Raw genomic sequence first — 17631 nt, forward strand, 5'->3', positions numbered from 1 at the left:
TCGTGTTGACCTGTCGCGCGGCCCTCAGAGCCGTGCCTACATTCTCTCTCGCGTTCGGTCCGACTGGAAGTCGAATTACTAGGCGCAGAACGCTCCTACGTGTTTTTCGAGCTGTAGCCACCGCGTGGAGTGCCTCGGCGTTTCCCGGCGGACATGACGTGCTTAATGATGCGGCGCGCAGAGCACTTGGGGGGCTCGGCAGTCTCCAGTTGCCGCCACCGGAGCGCGCTGCAGCATATGCGCTGGCAGCTATAGTGGCGCCGAACAACGAGACCTCAGCGCGGGCGACGACAGCCCTTGAGTACGCGTTGGACTCCGCAGGAGCGAAAGGACGAGCGGCGTTCGACGCAATGCTTGGGGCCATTGGGACGGACGCAACCTTGCTCGATCAGAGATTCAGCCCGATAACTTTGGCCACTTCAAAGCTGTGGCCAGGAGAGATGCCGGATTGGATTCAAGAGCTTTGGGGGGAATTGAGACACCGTCTCCTGACTGAGAATGAAGGCTGGGAAGTCTGGACGCGATGGTACGACGCTCGGCTTTCTGGAGAGTTCTCTCAGGGCCAAGTTGAACTTCGCTGGGCAGCTCTCTCGGACGACGCATGGGAGCACGAACTCGGAACTGTGAACAAAGCACTACAGGCGCTTGCAGAACCGCGTGGAGAGACGTCCGTAGAGCTGGATATTTCTGCTTCTGAACCGACCGACACGCAGGCGAACCAACCAGGACGGTTGCAAGGTGTTCAGGCAGTTGGGCTGGCCGGAACCATAGTCGCACGGGTCGGCATGACCGCGACCGCCGAGGTCATTCCGAACCCGGCCGTAGAAGCGGTGGTCTCACGTATTAAGAGCGATCCGCAACATTTTGAAGCGATAGCACGTTTCGCTGCTCAGTCCATCGGGCGCGAGCTAAAGAACCTCGCCACCAAGATTCCAAACGAACCGGCTGCGCTCGCCGGCTACGAGGTCGTTCGGGCTGTTCTCCAAGGGCTACAAACCGGATTTGAAGACCTTGCGAATACAGTTCACGAATCAACGGAGGTCGCGGACCCTGCTGAACAGGCCGATCTGTTAAGAAAGGCAGTGCAAGCCGCCCACTCAATGACCGAAGGTTTCGTGGGTTGGCTGCACGACAACGGAAACAAGGCGGGGAGGGTGATAGCCGAACTCGGATTGGCCGGGATAATCTCGGGCACCCTTAGCTATTTCGTTGGCATTCCGCCACTGGTCTCGTTCTCGGTCACCGTCGCCGCGCTGCACGGGAAAAGTGTCTGGGAGGCCATCGCGTTGTTTGCACCGGAAGGGAAGGAGGGCAAGAAAGAGGATTGAGGCGAATACAGTAGCACAATACAAAGAAACATTGGCGGGACGCAAATTCTTTAGGTTTATCAAAGTAAAGCTGGTCGACGGCAGTAGCCACCCAACTGTACCAGCGGTCGGTGCAGCTTCATCGGCAATCTTTGCTCACCGTGACGACCAGTGGTTATTGGATTCCGGGCTCATTCGCTTACGGGAATGACAGGGCGAGATATGCAGCACGTAGATGGCGCTGCGCTCGTCCGCGCTATCCGCATGAGGCTGGATCACTTCTCTGCGCTCGCGATGACGGAGATAGTAGCAGGCTGTTATTTACAACCTCGGCCGTCATCGCCCGGCTCGACCGGGCGATCCAATACTCCAAGAGAGTCGCGATAGATCGAGAGGCTGCGGCGTACTGGATCCCCGCCTACGCGGGGATAACAGCGGAGCATGTAGCACGCGCGACCATCAGCTCGCCTTCACGCGGATGATGAACGCGTCGACCTCGCGCTTCAGGCGGCTGCTTTCGGCCGACAGCGACCGCGCGGCCGTCAGCACCTGCGAGGAGGCCGAGCCGGTGTCGGAGGCGCCGCGCTGGACGTTGCCGATGTTGTTCGACACGCGCGCCGTGCCGCTGGCGGCGTGCTGGACGTTGCGGGAGATTTCCTGCGTGGCGGCGCCCTGCTCTTCCACCGCCGCCGAGACCGCCGCCGCAATCTCCGACAAGCGCCCGATGGTGCTGCCGATCTCCCGGATCGAGCCGACCGACTCCTCGGTCGCGGCCTGGATGCCGGAGACCTGCTGGGCGATCTCGCCGGTGGCCTTCGCGGTCTGCTCGGCCAGCGCCTTGACCTCGGAGGCAACCACGGCGAAGCCGCGGCCGGCCTCGCCAGCGCGCGCTGCTTCGATGGTGGCGTTCAAGGCGAGCAGATTGGTCTGGCCGGCAATGCTGCTGATCAGCTCGAGCACGTCGCCGATGCGCGTGGCGGCCTTCGAGAGCGCGCCGACGCGCTCATTGGTCCGGCTCGCCTGCGCCACCGCCTCGCCGGCGATGCGCGCCGATTCCTGCACCTGGCGGGAGATTTCGCTGACCGAAGACGAGAGCTCCTCGGCGGCGGAGGCGACCGCCTGCACGTTGGCGGAGGCCTCCTGCGACGCCGCCGCCACTTCTGTCGACAGATCCTGGGCGCGCGAGGCCGTGGTGGTCAGCGAGCCGGCCGAGGCTTCGAGCTGGCTCGATGCCGAGGACACCGCGCCGACGATGTCGCCAACGGCCTGCTCGAACTGCTGCGCCAGGGCGACCATGTCGGCCTTGCGCTGCGCGGCCTGCCGCGCCTCGGCGTCCTTCTGCTCGGCGCGCAGGCGCTCGGTCTCGACCATGTTGTTCTTGAACACCTGGATCGCCTTGGCCATGGCGCCGATCTCGTCGCGATGGCCGCTTCCGGGGATCTCGACGGCGACGTCGCCGCTCGCGAGCGATCCCATCGCTGTTGTCATCGACGCCAGCGGGCCGACGATGCCGCGGGCGATCAGGAAGGCGACCAGGCAGCCGAACAGGATGGCGACGGCTCCGACCTTCATTTGCAGCGACGTCGTGCTGGCAATGGCGCTCTCAGCGGTCGCGCGCGAACTCCGATACTCGGCATTCAAGCCGCTCTCCACCGCCTTGAGCTTGTCGATGCTCTTGGCGATCAGCGGCTCGATATTGTTGGCGTAGATGTCCTCGGACTTGAGCGTCGCGGCGGCGGTCGCCTCGAACGCGTTCTTGTTGAGCTCCAGCGACGCCTTCACCGGCGCGATCGCCGACTGGACGTTCGCCGGCGGCGTCGCGCTCTCGAGCGCAGCCAGTCGCTGTTCGACATTGTCGACACCCGCCCGGAAGGCCGAGGCCGACTTGGTGTCGCGCAAGGCCAGGAAACGCCAGGTTGCGATCCGCACCAGTTGGAGCCGGGATTCGATGTCGGCGACCGCCGTCATGATCTCGGCGTCCTTGGAGCCGCGCGCGGCGATGCCGAGCTTGGCGGACTTGGCGGCGAGGTCCTCGCCTCCCGGCAGCAGGGTCGCCCGGCCGGTCTTGGTCTGCTTGACCGCGTCCTGCAGCGCGTCGCGCTGCGTCCGCATCTTGGCGATATCACCGAGGAGATCGTCGTAGAGCTTTCGCCGCTCCGCGGACAGAGATCCGCTCGCGGCCGCCTGCAGCAGCTCGGTCGCCGCGGTCTCGCGGTCCGCGGCCTCCTTGAGCGCGGGCTCGTTCGCATCATGGATATAGCGCAGGTTGGCGCGCTGGATCGCCTGCAAATGGTTCGAGATCTGCAGGATCCGCGCCGTGCTGTCGGAGAGCGTCGACAGGTTGGCGACCTGGTCGCGGACGGCCCACAGGTTCCAGACCGCCACGGCCGCCATGATCACGCCCACGGCCACCAGCGCTGCAAAGCCGGCGTAAAGACGCCCTCTGATCTTCAAACGGAAGCCCACCATTTCCACCCACTGTCCGCTATTTTTATGAGACGCGGAGGCAGCCAAGCGAGCCGAGGTCGCCAGGCGCCCTTCTTGCAGCATCGATCGCCAGCCCTGCGATGAATGCTGAGCAGCGTGCACAATGCGCGACATTTGCTAATAGCGGGTTAGAGATGAGCGTGGGGGACCATGTCGATATGGCGCGAACTCGCGCCACAGTCTCCCCTGTCATTCCCCGCGAAGGCGGGGAATCCAGTATGCCGCGGCTTCTCGGATCACAACGACCTCCTGCGTGTACTGGATCCCCGCCTGCGCGGGGATGACACCGAGGATAGTCGGATCAGCTCGCCTTGACGCTGATGATGAACGCGTCGACCTCGCGCTTCAGCGTCTCGGCCTGCTGCGACAGCTCGCCGGCGGCGTCGCGGGCGTCGTTGGCCATCTTGCCGGTTTCGGCCGAGGTCGAGGTGATCTGGGCGATGTGGTTGGAGACATCCAGCGTGCCGCGCGCGGCTTCCTGGACGCTCTTCGAAATATCCTGGGTGGCGTTGCGCTGCTGCGAGGTGTCGACCTCGATGCCGGACATGATGGCGCTGATCTCCGACAGCGTGGTCGAGATGCCGTCGATGGCGCCGCGCGTCTCCGCGGTGATGCCCTGGATGCTGGCAACGTGCGAGGAGATTTCGTCGGTGGCCTTGCTGGTCTGATCGGCCAGGTTCTTCACTTCTGATGCGACCACCGAGAAGCCCTTGCCGGCCTCGCCCGCGCGCGCCGCCTCGATGGTGGCGTTGAGCGCCAACAGGTTGGTCTGCGAGGCGATCGCCTGCACCAGCTGCACCACGGCGCCGATCTTCTCGGCCGCATCCGACAGCGCGTGAATCGTATTCTTGCTCTTCTCGGCCTGCGACGCCGCGCCCTCGGCGCGCTGGGTGGCATCGGAGACACGACGGCTGATGGTGCCGATCGACTGCGTCATCTCCTCGGTCGAGCCGGCGACCGTCTGCACGCTGCGATTGGCGTGGCTCGCCGCAGCCGCGACCGCGTTGGCCTTGGTCGAGGTGTCGTTGGCCGCCCGCGACAGCGTCTCGGCATTGCTCTTCAGCCGCACAGCCGAGGAGGCAACGCTGCCCACGACGTTGGCCACCATGCCGTTGAAGGTCTCGATGCGGCCATCGAGATAACGCGAGCGCTCGCCCTGGCGCTGCGCCTCCTGCCGTTCGCGCTCGGTCAGGCGCTGCCGCTCGATGCCGTTGGTCTTGAACACTTCGAGCGCGCTCGCGAGCAGGCCGATCTCATTGGACAGGCCGAGGCCTGGAATCTTCGTTTCGAATTTCTGATCGGCGACGTCGCGCATGGCGCGCACCATCGCCGCGAGCGGCCGCAGGATGCCGTTCTGCACGGCCGCATAGGTCATGAGGCAGACGGTGCAGGCGAAGACGGCAATCGCGGCGCAGGCGATCAGGAAATAGGAGAAGGCCGACTGCGCCTGCTGATAGATCAGCGTCGCGTGCTCCCGCGCCGGTCCGCTCAGGCTCGCGAAATCCGACGACAGGCTCGTGATGTGGTTGTTCAGATAGAGCACCGCGATGAAACCGGTGCCGCCGCCGATCGCCAGCAGGAACAGAAGAGACGCCACCACGCCTCCGACCAGGAAGCGGATCGTCAGATTGCTGTTGGAGAACATCGGCTTTGCTCAGAGCTACGTGAACGCATAGCCCGCAAAGTTCCAGAGAAAGGTAAAATAAGCGGTAAGTTCAGCCGCGTGGCGAGCACGGAGCTGCCCTCCGTTGCGCGCATTGCGCCGCGCAATACCGCTCACGACAGCGGCGGCTTGCCTTCGGCCGACATCAACGCGGCGAGCCGCGCCTCCTCCTCGGCGGAAAGACGGGGCGTCGCATCGACGGCGCGCTGTCCGCGCCGCCGCGCCTGCAGCCAGAGCGCGATGCCGCCGCCGAGCAAAACCAAGGGCGGCAGCAGCCAGAGCGCCAGCGTCTCGCGCTCGAAGCGCGGCTTCAGCAGCACGAACTGGCCGTAGCGGGCGACCAGGAAGTCGATCACCTGATGGTCGCTGTCGCCGGCCGCGATTCGCTCGCGCACCAGAAGCCTGAGGTCGCGCGCCAGCGGCGCCTCGGAATCGTCGATCGACTGGTTCTGGCAGACCATGCAGCGCAGTTCGCGCGACAGATTGCGCGCCCGCGCCTCCTTGGCCGGATCGGCCATGATCTCGTCCGGCTGCACCGCATGAACCGCCGGCGACGCCAACAGAGCGAGCATCAGGACCGCTGCCGGGAACATCCGCCGCATGGTTGCTACTCCGCCGGCTGCAGGCCGCGCAGGCTGCGCGCCGGTTGCGGAGCGCCGACGCGCAGGCGCCGGTCGGACAGCGACAGCAGACCGCCGAACGCCATCAGCACCGGGCCGAACCAGATCAGAAGCACCAGCGGCTTGTGATAGGCGCGGACCGCGATGCCGCCGTCGGCGGTCGTATCGCCGAGCGAAATGTAGAGCTGGCTGACGCCGCGCGTCATCAGCGCGGCTTCCGTCGTTGACATGCCGCGGGTGGTGAAGCTGCGCTTCGACGGCGTCATCACGCCGATCCGGCGGCCGTCGACGCTGACCGAGAACGAGCTGATCAGCTCGTTGAAATTCGGGCCCTGACGCTGGCTCATGCCGTTGAATGCGATCTCGTAGCCGGCAAGCCCCCTGACGTCGCCCGGACGCATGGTGCCGATGAGTTCGCTGTTCCAGGTGGTCTCGCAGACGATCCCGATCAGGGCCACGCCGAGGCCGGCATGGGCGAAGGCGGTGCCCCAGACCGCCCGCGGCAGGCCGCGCGCCCGGTGCAACGCCGTGTTCGCAGGCATCCTGAACAGGCCGATGCGCTCGGCAAGATCCGTCACCGCGCCGGCGATGACGAAGATGCCGAGCCCGATCGCGATCGGCGCCAGCGCGCTGCCGCCACGCGCCCAGGCCCAGGCCAAGGCGATCGCGACCAGCGCGACGATGCCAGCCGCCAGCAGCCGCTGGGCGGCGCCGAGCAGGTCGCCGCGCTTCCAGGCCAGCATCGGCCCGAAGGGGACTGCGACCAGAAGCGGCACGAACAGCGGACCGAAGGTGAGATTGAAGAACGGCGCCCCGACCGAGATCTTCTCACCGGTGAGCACCTCCAACATCAGCGGATAGAGCGTGCCCACGAACACGGTGGCGCAGGCGGTGGTGAGCAGCAGGTTGTTGAGCACCAATGCGCCTTCGCGCGAGATCGGCGCGAACAATCCGCCCTGCTTCAGCGACGCCGCGCGCCCCGCGAACAGGGTCAGGCTGCCGCCGATGAAGACGCAGAGGATGAGCAGGATGAAGACGCCCCGCGTCGGGTCGGTGGCGAAGGCATGCACCGAAGTCAACACGCCGGAGCGGACCAGGAAGGTGCCGAGCAAAGACAGCGAAAAGGTCAGGATCGACAGCAGGATGGTCCAGACCTTCAGCGCGTTGCGCTTCTCCATCACCAGCGCCGAATGCAACAGCGCGGTGCCGGCGAGCCATGGCATCAAGGAGGCGTTCTCGACCGGATCCCAGAACCACCAGCCGCCCCAGCCGAGCTCGTAATAGGCCCAGTAGGAGCCCATCGCGATGCCAAGCGTGAGGAAGATCCAGGCCATCAGGGTCCAGGGCCGCACCCAGCGCGCCCAGGCAGCGTCGATCCGGCCCTCGATCAGCGCGGCGATGGCGAAGGAGAACGAGATCGAGAAGCCGACATAGCCGAGATAGAGCATCGGCGGATGCACCGCGAGCCCGATGTCCTGCAGGATCGGATTGAGATCGCGGCCCTCGAGCGGCGGATTGGCGATCCGCGCGAACGGGTTCGAGGTGATCAGGATGAAGAGATAGAAGGCGCTGGCGATCCAGGCCTGCACGCTGAGCACGCGCGCGCGGAGCGACAGCGGCAGATTGTTGCCGAAGGCCGCGACCAAGCCGCCGAACAGCGCCAGGATCGACACCCACAACAGCATCGAGCCCTCATGATTGCCCCAGACGCCGGTGATCTTGTAGATCAGCGGCTTCATCGAGTGCGAGTTCTCGACCACGTTGACGACCGAGAAGTCCGAGGTCACGTGCAGCGTGACCAGCGCCAGGAACGAGCCGCCGACAAACAGGAGCTGCGCCAGCGCCGCCGAGCGCGCGACATTCATCAGCGCGGGGTCACGCAGGCGCGCGCCGATTAACGGCACGGTGGATTGGATCAGCGCCAGGCCCAGCGCCAGCACCAGCGCATAATGTCCGCCCTCTGCAATCACTGCGTCGCTCCTGCGGTGCGCTCGGCGCCGTCGCGCATCGAGACCGGGGCCGGCTTAGCGGCGTCCTTGGCGGCGGCCGGCTTGCCGTAATCGTCCTTCCAATGGCCCTGCTTCTTCAAGGCGTCGGCGACCTCCTTGGGCATGTAGGTCTCGTCATGCTTGGCGAGCACGGTGTCGGCCTTGAACACGCCGTTCGCATCCAGCGCGCCTTCGGCGACCACGCCCTGCCCTTCGCGGAATAGGTCCGGGAGAATGCCCTTGTAGGCGACCGGCAGCTTGGCCCCGCCATCGGCCACCTCGAAGGTGACCGCAAGATCCTGGCCGCGCACCAGCGAGCCCGGCTGCACCAGGCCGCCGAGCCGGAACCTGCGGCCAGGCCCGATGTGCTTTTCCGCGACCATGGTCGGGGTCGAGAAGAACACGATGGAGTCGCGCAGCGCATTCAGAACCAGCGCCGCCGCCACCGCGAGCACGGCGAGCGCACCGCCGATGATCGTCAACCGCCTTTGCTTGCGTGTCATCCCAATATCCTGACCGCGGGAGTTACCCCGTCATCCATCCAAGCCGAGCGCCTTGAGCCCCTCGTTGAGCTGCCGCAAATGCTCAGCATCATTGGCAACCGCCTGACGGGCCTCCGACAACGCGCTTTTGGCCTTGTCGACATCCCCCATCACCATATAGGCGCGCACCAGCCGCAACCATCCCTCGACGTCGTCGCCATTCTGCTTCAGCCGTGTGGCAAGACGATCCACCATGCCGCGGATCATTGCCTCACGATCGCCGTCATTCATGGCCTTGGCAGCAGCCATGGTCTCGGCGGGAAGCGCCGGGGCTTCGGCGCCCGCCGGGGCCTCGCCGCCGCCAACCCGCTTGAGCGAGGCCGTGACCAGCGGCCGCCACGGCGCGTCCGCCGGCGCCTTGGCAAGCATCGCCCGCCAGATCGCCGCAGCGTCGGTCTTGCGTCCATCCTGCTCGGCGGCAAGGCCGAGGAAATAATTCGACTTCGGCTCGTCGGCGTCGAGCGCATGCGCCCGCTCGAACTCGGTTTTGGCGTCGGCGGTGACCACGCCGCCGGCGCTCGCCGTGATCACTTCGCCGAGATCGGCCCGAAGCGCGGCCTTGTCGCCGCCATACGTGATCGCGTTGCGATAAGCGCGGATCGCATCGTCGGGGCGGCCCAACCGGGCCAGCACCGGCGCCAGCACATTCCAGCCCCGCGCGTCGGTGGGATTCTTCTGCAGATGCTGCTCGACCTGATTCACCAGCGCCTCGAGCGGCTGCGATCCGTTCGACGGTCCCGTCCGCGCGACCAGCGGAAAATCGGGCAGCAGCGGCGAGCCGAGCGGCAGATAAACGCCGAGCACGACCACCGGCAGGCCGATCAGCGCCAGCACGGCCGCGATGCGGCGCATGCCGAGACTGTTGCCGGCCGGCGCATCCTGCGCCTGGTCCGCGGCCGCAAGCAGCCGGCGGCCGATCTCGACGCGGGCCGCCTCCGCCTCAGCCTTGCCGATCAGGCCGCTGGAAAGATCGCGTTCGATTTCCGCCAGTTGGTCCTTGTAGACCGCGACCTCCTCCCCGCTGGCAGCCTTGCGCGCGCCGAGCCCCAGGGGCAGCAGGACGGCGAAGATCGCCGCGGCCGTCATCAGCGCAAACACGAACCAAGGGGTCATCAGGCGGGGTTTCCAGCGGCGCTCACCGGCAAGCAACCGTGCGCCGCTTTTAGCCAGCGCCGCTGCTTGCGGCAATTCACAATTGGCCGCTTGGTAGCGCAGCGGGAAAACCCAAAAAACTCAGGAACACTACGTAGTTAGGCGAGCTCGAACTCGGCGCTCTTGGCCACATAGTCGCCATGACCGTTCAACGCCATCAGGAAATAGGTTCCCGGCTTGACCGATGCCGGCAGCCGGATCCGCAAGGATCCGACCGGCATCGGAGAGGTGATCGTGGTGACCGGATCGGCCAATTGGGTCCCGCTTGCTCGATCGACCAGGACAACCTTGGCTTTCACCATCAGGTTGCGATAGGTGACGGAAACAACGCGGTTTTCGAGTTCGACGAAATTCAATACGGAAATCATGATCGTAATTAAAATCAGTTGTTTGCCAACAACTGCGTACGTACGCGCGAGAACACGCCGCGGTCAACCGGTAATTGTTCCAGTCGGTCGTGCTAAGATGTCGTGCTAAATCGCGTGTTAACTATTAGCCGGCGCGCGACGTCTTGCGTTCGCCACTCTTGGCATTGTCCGCGGCCCGGCTCATCAGCGCGGCGTAGTCGTGACCGAACAGCACGTCGCAGAACTTGATGGCGGCGGAGACCTGCGACTGCCGATAGGCGCGCGCCCGGGCGTCGCCCGATCGCAGCGATTGCACCAGCGCTTCGGTGGCCTTCTCGACATATTGCTGCAGGTCGGAATAGGTGCGCAGCGTCACCTCGTTGATCGCGAGCTCGCTCGCATAAGTCCGGCAGACCGCCACGAACTCGATCAGCGCCGCCACCTCATCGACTTCGCTGGTGTCGACCCCCGCGCCCGGCGGAATGTCCTTGTCGGCGCGCTGGCGCAGGATGCGTCGGACGCGGCCGGGGACGCTGTCGATCTCGGACTGCAGCGCATTGGAGATGTCGGCCCGGATCGCGGTGAGCTGCTTGCCCCAGGTCGATTCGCTGCGCAGATCGAGCTCGGTGCGCAGGCCGCGGACGCCGTCGTGCAGGGTCTTCAGCGTATCGCCGAGATTGGTGAAATGGCCGCGCCGGATGTCGGCGCGCAATCCCGCCGCCAGGCTGGCCAGATCGTGCAGCGCCATCGTGACCGCGACGCCGTAGGCAGTCGCAGCCACCCGGATCTCGTCATCGGATGCGGCGATCTTGATCGCCAGCCGGATGATCTGCCAGGGCGCGACCAGCCGCTGCGTCACCAGCGATAGCGCGAAGGGCAGCATCTGCGGCGTCTGCAGCGAGGGCACGTTGATGGCCTCGGTGACCGAGGCGATCTGGGAATCCCCGAGCGCGCGGATCATGCCCGGCAGCCGGCCATTGAGACCGTCAAGAGCTTCGCGGTTCTGCAGCACCAGCGCGATCGGCAGAAGATCCTCGATCACGGTCGGCGTGCCGATGCGGGCCAACGCGCGCTGGCGGTCGCCGGTCGCGTTCGGCCCCACCAGCTTGAGCAGCGCCTCGGCCGCGGCGAGCTGCAGCTTCCGGCAGGCGACCTCGGCCTCGCGCGAATTCTCGCCGTGGGCCGATATCGCATCCTCGTAGTCGCGGGTCTTCTCCGGCGCGCCTTCGCGGCCGAGCCATTGCCAGACCGGCATCAGCGAGGACCTGCGGATCTGCCCGGGCCGGATTGATCCGGTACTATCGGTCAGAAACGGCTCGATCGGGCGATACAGGCGTCGCGGCGCGTCGCCATGCTCGCGCCGCTCCGGCGCCGCGGGCTTGCTGTCCGTGCGTGCCGGGCTGTCGGTCCGAATCACCTTGCGCAGCTGCTCAAGCACGAGCGTCGCGACGGCCACATCCTGCCCGCGCTCGATCGCCCGTTCGAATTCCCGCATCAGCAGCGCCTGCGCATTCGCCGGCAGCTGGCCGAGATATTCCCTTAACCGTTCTTGAGCTGTCTGAACCATGTGCCGGCATGCACTTCAACGCGGGCGATGCACCAAGCGCGTCCCCGTTCGCTCAGCATAGGGGCCGCGGTATTAAGAACCCCTTTAGGGTCATTGCATTTGCTTAGATCGCCGGCAGCCTCAATTCGGCCCGCAAGCCGCCGATCGGCGCATCCGACAGCGTCAGACTACCGCCATAGAGCGCAGCCAGGTCGCTGACGATCGACAGCCCCAGCCCCGACCCCGGCTTGGACTCGTCCAATCGCTGGCCACGGCGCGAGACCTGGGCGCGCTCGGCCGCCGACAACCCGCGCCCGTCATCGTCGACGATGATCCGCAGCATCGGCGCGGCGCCGGCCTGCGCCGGCGGCACCGCCGCAGCCTCGATCGAAACCCGGGACGAGGCCCATTTGCAGGCATTGTCGACCAAGTTGCCGGCCATCTCCTCGAGATCCTGCCGTTCGCCGCGGAATCTGATGTTCGGATCGGTCGTGGCCTCGACCACGATGCTGCGCTCGCGATAGATCTTTTCCATCGTCCGCCGGAGCGCCTCGATCGCCGGCGCCACCTCGGTCACCGTGCCGACGATGGTCACGCGCGCGGCAAGCCGGGCCCGTTCGAGATGATGGGTGACCTGGTCGCGCATCACATCGGCCTGCTCCATCACCTTGGCCGCGAACGGCTCGGCGCGATGCGCGGCAGCTTCATTGACGATCACCGAGAGCGGCGTCTTGATCGCATGTGCGAGATTGCCGACATGCATGCGCGCGCGCTCCACGATCTCGCGGTTGGCCTCGAGCAGCGCATTGGTCTCGCGCGCCAGGGGCGCGATTTCGACCGGAAACTCACCCTCCAGCCGCTCCGCGCGCCCGGAGCGGATATCGGCGATCCCCTCCGAAATCCGCTTCAATGGCGCCAGACCATAGCGAACCTGAAACAGCGTGGTGAGCAGGAGCACGATGCCGAGCGCGGTGAAGGTGCCACCGAGATAATAGTCGAAGCTGCGGGTCTCATCGAAAATCTCGGATGCGTCGCCGGCGACGCTGACCAGGAACTTGCCATCGGCGCCGAGATCGACCGGGCGCTCGACCATCCGCAGCTGCTGGTTCTCGGGCCCCTCGACATAGCCGATCCGAATACCGGCCGCGGACAGCTCGATCCCCTCGTCGTCGAGCTTCGGCAGCTTCTTGTCCCACAGCGAGCGGGAGGCCCGCACGTCCGGCTTGTCGCCATCCGTGCGCGCGATCTGCCAATACCAGCCGGACAGCGGCAGCTCGAATAGCGGCTCGCCGAGCGACTGGAACTGGCGGTCAGGAGGATCGTCCGGCGTTGCCACCTCGGCAATCAGGGTACGGAGATACAGGTTGAGCCTGCGGTCGAAGGCCCGCTCGGTCGCATTACGGTAGACCGAGGACAGGACGATGCCGGTGATCGCGAGGATGACGACGAGCCACGCGGTCGCGGACAGAAACAGCCGGGTGGCAAGCGAACTTTGGCGCATGAGGGCAAATTAGCGAAAGCGGCGATGCTCGGCCACCCGCAACGACGCTCGCACGCGATCAGGTCCCGGTGGATGGCGGCGGCGTGAGCAGATAGCCGAGCCCCCGCACGGTCTGGATCACGTCTACATCGAGCTTCTTCCGGATGCGACCGACGAAGACCTCGATCGTGTTGGAGTCGCGGTCGAAATCCTGATCGTAGAGATGCTCGACCAGCTCGCTGCGCGAGACCACGCGGCCGACATGGTGCATCAGATATTGCAGCAGGCGGTACTCATGCGAGGTCATCTTGACCGGATTGCCTGACACGGTGACCTTGTTGGTCCGGGTGTCGAGGGTCACCGGGCCGCAGGTCAGCTCGCTCTGGGCATGGCCGGCGGAGCGCCGCAACAGCGCGCGGATGCGCGCCAGCACCTCCTCCAGATGGAAGGGCTTGGCGACATAGTCGTCGGCCCCGGCATCAAACCCCTGGACCTTGTCGCTCCAGCGGTCACGCGCGGTCAGGATCAGGACCGGCATTGCCCGCCCATTGCGCCGCCAGGCCTCCAGCACCGAGATGCCGTCCATCTTCGGCAGGCCGATATCGAGCACGACAGCATCATAGGGCTCGCTATCGCCGAGATAGTGCCCCTCCTCGCCGTCAAAAGCGCGATCGACCACATATCCGGCATCGGTCAACGCCGTCGTCAGCTGGCGGTTGAGATCCGGATCGTCCTCGACAACGAGCAGGCGCACGCTTGCCTCCACAGGTGAACTGCACGATTTTTGTGCCCTCAAGATGAGCCGGAATGCCGTGAACCGTCCATGAACGGAACCGTCGCGCCGACCTTACTTTTTGGTCATCAAAGCCGCGCCGCGGGTTCGGCGCACCCGATATCGTGCAGATATCTTCGGAGGATATAGACCGTGGAAGCGGCCTCCGGGAAGGCCTCGGGGCGCATCCGGGCAGCTGCGGAGCGCGCACATGGTCGGATATTGACGGCTGAGAAGGGGGGCGCAGGTTCCGACCTCAATGCGCGCATTCACCCCCCGGTCTTTTGAAGTGCGCACGCCGCGACCGCCCCGGAGCGGATGCTGCGCGTGCGGCGGCGCCGGTCGGCCGGCGCCGCCTTGCTCGCTCAGGTATGGAAGAACACGAACCAGATCAGACCGAGGATCAACAAGGCTAGTCCGGTCGAGATGGCCAGCATCGCAAGGACCGACGGGCCAGGCTCGCCCTGGCGCGCCTCGGTCGGGGTTTCGACGATCTGCGACTGTCGTCTGGTGGCCATGACGCTCAGCTCCATGGTATCTGCAAAGGCGATTTCGTCTCGGTGTGCTCGGTGCAACGTCCGATACCAGACGATGTTCCGGCACGCTCCGAGGTGCGACGAGTTAACGCCAATGCAAGATTCGACCAGGAGCCTTGCTTGAATCCGGGGGGTTGGGTGTTATCCTTTCGGACCGTCCTTTTGCTAACGATCCCCTGAACGGTCGAGTTCGGAGTAACCTGGTTCGGAGTAGGTCATGGCCCCGCGCGCCAATTGGAAGGGATTTCTGCGGCTGTCGCTCGTGACCTGTCCGGTCGCGCTTTATCCGGCGACATCGGAGTCCGAAAAGGTCTCGTTCAACCAGATCAACCGCAAGACCGGCCATCGTATCAAATATTCCAAGGTTGACGCGGAGAGCGGCGAGGAGGTCGCCAGCGAGGACATCGTCAAGGGCTACAAGGTGGACACCGACACCTATATCGAGGTGACCAAGGACGAGCTCGACGATATCGCGCTGGAATCGACCCACACCATCGAGATCGACGAATTCGTCCCGCGCAGCGAGATCGACAGCCGCTACCTGATCCGCCCCTATTATCTGGTCCCCGACGGCAAGGTCGGCCATGACGCCTTCGCGGTGATCCGCGAGACCATCCGCAGCATGAACAAGGTCGCGATCGGCCGCATCGTCCTGACCAATCGCGAGCACATCGTTGCGCTCGAACCACTCGACAAGGGCCTGATGGGGACGCTGCTGCGCTACCCCTACGAGGTGCGCAGCGAGCGCGAATATTTCGACGACATCCAGGATGTAAAGATCACCAAGGAGATGCTGGATCTCGCGCAGCATATCGTCGAGAAGAAATCGGCCGATTTCGAGCCGGACAAATTCGAGGATCACTATGAGGCGGCGCTGATCGACCTCATCAACAAGAAACGCAGCGGCGTGACGATCGCCGCCAAGGCGCCGCCGAAGACCAGCGGCAACGTGATCAACCTGATGGATGCGCTCAAGCGCAGCCTCGCCAGTTCGGGTGAAGCACCGGCTGCCGCTGCGGCGAAGGAGGCCCCTGCTCCGAAGTCCAAGGCCAAGAAGGCGAAGAAGCGCGCCGAAGGTCAGCGTGAGATGCTGCTGCCGATCAGCGGCAAGAAGGCCAAAGAGACTGAGAAGCAAGCCGAGAAGCAGGAGCCGAAGAAGGCCGAACGGCCGGTCCGCACCTCCGCCCGCACCCGAAAGGCGAGCTGAGCGGCGGCATTGTTCAGATCAGCCGCCAGCGCGCTATTTGAGCGAGCTGTTCACGGACGCGAACTTGCTGCTCAGCGTCGAGCCGACGCCGTTGACCGCTGCCAGGATGACAATGCTGAGCATGCCTGCAATGATCGCATATTCGATCGAGGTGGCGCCGGCCTGATCGTTGACGAACTTCGCAATCATCTGCCGCATTCCAAACTCCCGTCGACGGGTCAAAATCGTCTCGCGCGCAATCGTCGCACGTCCAAAATGGAGGGTCTTCAGTCCATCGACCCTCTGCGATCGGCTTGAACAATAAGTTAACCTGATCGAATAGATCAGCCGATATTTCGAAGATTCCGTGACATCCGGCGCCGATTGCGCCGGCATGATCTGGGTCAAGAGGTTCTGGAGCCGGCGACGTATGGAGGACGCTCCTGATCCCGTTGTCCTCCATGAGCACCGCCGATACCTCTCGTCCACAGCTCCGCATCCGAAGCGTCGCCCTAGACACCGGGCGGGAGAACGTCGTGGTGATTTCGCGGCGGTCCAAGGCGCTGCGCGCCGAGGTCTTCCGCGGCTTCAGCCGAGTCGAGCTGCGCTGCGATTCGCGCCTCCTGCTTGCCACGCTCCTGATCACGGACGACGACAATCTGGTCGGGCCGGACGAAATCGGCCTGTCCGAGCCGGCGCTACGCCGCTTTGCGGAGCCGGTCGGCACGCTCGCGGTGGTCTCGCCTGCGGCACCGCCCGACAGCCTGGAGGCCGTTCGTGCCAAGATCCGTGGCGAGACCTTGAGCGACCAGGCGATCGCCGCCGTGATCGACGACCTCTCTCATTACCGCTACTCCGATATGGAGATCGCGGCTTTCCTGATCGGCTCTGCGAGTTTCATGACTTCTGGCGAGCTGCTGGCCTTGACCCGCGCCATGGCCGGCGCCGGTACGCAGCTGAAATGGAACGAGCCCATCGTCGTCGACAAGCACTGCATCGGCGGCATTCCCGGCAACCGCACCTCGATGGTGGTCGTGCCGATCGTCGCCGCTCACGGGCTGCCGATCCCGAAGACGTCATCGCGCGCGATCACCTCGCCGGCCGGTACCGCCGATACGATGGAAGTGCTGGCCCGGGTCAATGTCGGCGCCGAGGAAATGAAATCGATCGTCACCGCCTGCAACGGCTGCCTGGTCTGGGGCGGGCACGTGAACCTGTCGCCGGCGGACGACATCCTGATCTCCGTCGAGCGTCCGCTCAGCCTCGACACCCGCGAGCAGATGGTCGCCTCGATCATGTCCAAGAAGCTTGCCGCCGGCTCCACGCATCTCCTGATCGACCTGCCGGTCGGCCCCACCGCGAAGCTGACCAGCGGCGCGGAAGCGATGCGGCTGCGCAAGCTGTTCGAATTCGTCGGCGACCGGTTCGGCATCACGGTCGAGGTGATCACGACCGACGGCCGCCAGCCTATCGGCAACGGGATCGGTCCGGTACTGGAAGCGCGAGACGTGATGGCGGTCCTCGCCAACGATCCGGCCGCACCGGCCGATCTCAGGGAGAAGTCGCTGCGGCTCGCCGCACATCTGCTCGAATACGATCCGCAATTGCGAGGCGGCGCCGGCTATGACCGGGCGCGCGACCTGCTCGACAGCGGCGCGGCCATGAGGCAGATGCAGAAGATCATCGACGCGCAGGGGCCGCCGGAATGCGAGAGCCGGCTCGGCGATCTTGTCTTCGAGGTCAAAGCCGAGCGCGACGGCGTCATAGCCGCGATCGATTGCCTGCGGCTCAACCGACTGGCCCGTACCGCCGGCGCGCCGATCAACAAAGGAGCCGGCATCCGCCTGTTCAAGAAGATTGGCGACCCGGTCCAACAGGGCGAGCCGCTGTATCGCGTGTTCGCCTGCGATCCGTCCTCGCACGATCTCGCCGCAGCGGCGGCGAGGACGGATGACGGCTACGCACTTGGTGCGACGCCTCTGCGCGAGGGCGGCATTCGGTGACG

Annotated in this window: 15 protein-coding genes; 3 read left to right on the forward strand and 12 right to left on the reverse strand. The window is 65.2% G+C overall.

Annotation, left to right across the window (positions count from 1 at the left end; translation table 11 throughout):
• Positions 1 to 380: 380 nt before the first annotated feature.
• Positions 381 to 1328: a hypothetical protein gene (locus ACQR1W_RS30570; protein WP_434854242.1), complete on the forward strand. Its 948-nt coding sequence runs from the start codon at positions 381 to 383 to the stop codon at positions 1326 to 1328.
• Positions 1329 to 1766: 438 nt separating this feature from the next.
• Here ACQR1W_RS30570 and ACQR1W_RS30575 read toward each other — a convergent pair whose 3' ends face one another.
• The 11 genes from ACQR1W_RS30575 to ACQR1W_RS30625 all read right to left on the reverse strand — a co-directional run bounded on the left by ACQR1W_RS30575 (position 1767) and on the right by ACQR1W_RS30625 (position 14422).
• A complete protein-coding gene (locus tag ACQR1W_RS30575; protein ID WP_434854243.1) occupies positions 1767 to 3776 on the reverse strand; it encodes a HAMP domain-containing methyl-accepting chemotaxis protein in 2010 nt (669 codons plus the stop codon).
• 319 nt (positions 3777 to 4095) lie between these two features.
• Complete coding sequence (locus tag ACQR1W_RS30580) at positions 4096 to 5439, reverse strand: methyl-accepting chemotaxis protein (RefSeq protein ID WP_434854244.1); 1344 nt, start codon at positions 5437 to 5439, stop codon at positions 4096 to 4098.
• 131 nt (positions 5440 to 5570) lie between these two features.
• The gene (locus ACQR1W_RS30585; RefSeq protein WP_434854245.1) at positions 5571 to 6059 is read right to left on the reverse strand and encodes a cytochrome c-type biogenesis protein; all 489 of its coding nucleotides are present in this window, start codon (positions 6057 to 6059) and stop codon (positions 5571 to 5573) included.
• Positions 6060 to 6064: 5 nt separating this feature from the next.
• Positions 6065 to 8047 carry a heme lyase CcmF/NrfE family subunit gene (locus tag ACQR1W_RS30590; protein WP_434854246.1) on the reverse strand — a complete coding sequence of 661 codons (1983 nt, stop codon included), beginning with the start codon at positions 8045 to 8047 and terminating at the stop codon, positions 6065 to 6067.
• Complete coding sequence (ccmE, locus tag ACQR1W_RS30595) at positions 8044 to 8568, reverse strand: cytochrome c maturation protein CcmE (RefSeq protein WP_434854247.1); 525 nt, start codon at positions 8566 to 8568, stop codon at positions 8044 to 8046. The genes ACQR1W_RS30590 and ccmE overlap by 4 nt, the downstream gene beginning before the upstream one ends.
• Before the next feature lie 30 nt (positions 8569 to 8598).
• Entirely contained in the window at positions 8599 to 9720 is a 1122-nt protein-coding gene (gene ccmI, locus ACQR1W_RS30600) for a c-type cytochrome biogenesis protein CcmI (protein ID WP_434854248.1), read from the reverse strand.
• Between the two features lie 137 nt (positions 9721 to 9857).
• Complete coding sequence (locus tag ACQR1W_RS30605; protein ID WP_434854249.1) at positions 9858 to 10127, reverse strand: hypothetical protein; 270 nt, start codon at positions 10125 to 10127, stop codon at positions 9858 to 9860.
• Positions 10128 to 10251: 124 nt separating this feature from the next.
• Positions 10252 to 11673: a hypothetical protein gene (locus tag ACQR1W_RS30610; RefSeq protein WP_434854250.1), complete on the reverse strand. Its 1422-nt coding sequence runs from the start codon at positions 11671 to 11673 to the stop codon at positions 10252 to 10254.
• A 103-nt stretch (positions 11674 to 11776) separates the two neighbouring features.
• Complete coding sequence (locus ACQR1W_RS30615; protein ID WP_434854251.1) at positions 11777 to 13153, reverse strand: ATP-binding protein; 1377 nt, start codon at positions 13151 to 13153, stop codon at positions 11777 to 11779.
• Between the two features lie 58 nt (positions 13154 to 13211).
• The gene (locus ACQR1W_RS30620; RefSeq protein ID WP_008970087.1) at positions 13212 to 13886 is read right to left on the reverse strand and encodes a response regulator transcription factor; all 675 of its coding nucleotides are present in this window, start codon (positions 13884 to 13886) and stop codon (positions 13212 to 13214) included.
• Positions 13887 to 14269: 383 nt separating this feature from the next.
• Entirely contained in the window at positions 14270 to 14422 is a 153-nt protein-coding gene (locus ACQR1W_RS30625) for a hypothetical protein (protein ID WP_434854252.1), read from the reverse strand.
• Between the two features lie 235 nt (positions 14423 to 14657).
• Here ACQR1W_RS30625 and ACQR1W_RS30630 point away from each other — a divergent pair, with 235 nt between their 5' ends.
• Positions 14658 to 15647: a Ku protein gene (locus tag ACQR1W_RS30630; RefSeq protein WP_434854253.1), complete on the forward strand. Its 990-nt coding sequence runs from the start codon at positions 14658 to 14660 to the stop codon at positions 15645 to 15647.
• Between the two features lie 33 nt (positions 15648 to 15680).
• Here ACQR1W_RS30630 and ACQR1W_RS30635 read toward each other — a convergent pair whose 3' ends face one another.
• Complete coding sequence (locus ACQR1W_RS30635; protein ID WP_008974359.1) at positions 15681 to 15845, reverse strand: Flp family type IVb pilin; 165 nt, start codon at positions 15843 to 15845, stop codon at positions 15681 to 15683.
• A gap of 242 nt (positions 15846 to 16087) precedes the next feature.
• Here ACQR1W_RS30635 and ACQR1W_RS30640 point away from each other — a divergent pair, with 242 nt between their 5' ends.
• Entirely contained in the window at positions 16088 to 17629 is a 1542-nt protein-coding gene (locus ACQR1W_RS30640) for a thymidine phosphorylase family protein (RefSeq protein ID WP_434854254.1), read from the forward strand.
• Positions 17630 to 17631 lie beyond the last annotated feature (2 nt).

This window comes from Bradyrhizobium sp. HKCCYLS1011 (assembly GCF_051167795.1).
In the GTDB taxonomy this organism is placed as follows: domain Bacteria; phylum Pseudomonadota; class Alphaproteobacteria; order Rhizobiales; family Xanthobacteraceae; genus Bradyrhizobium.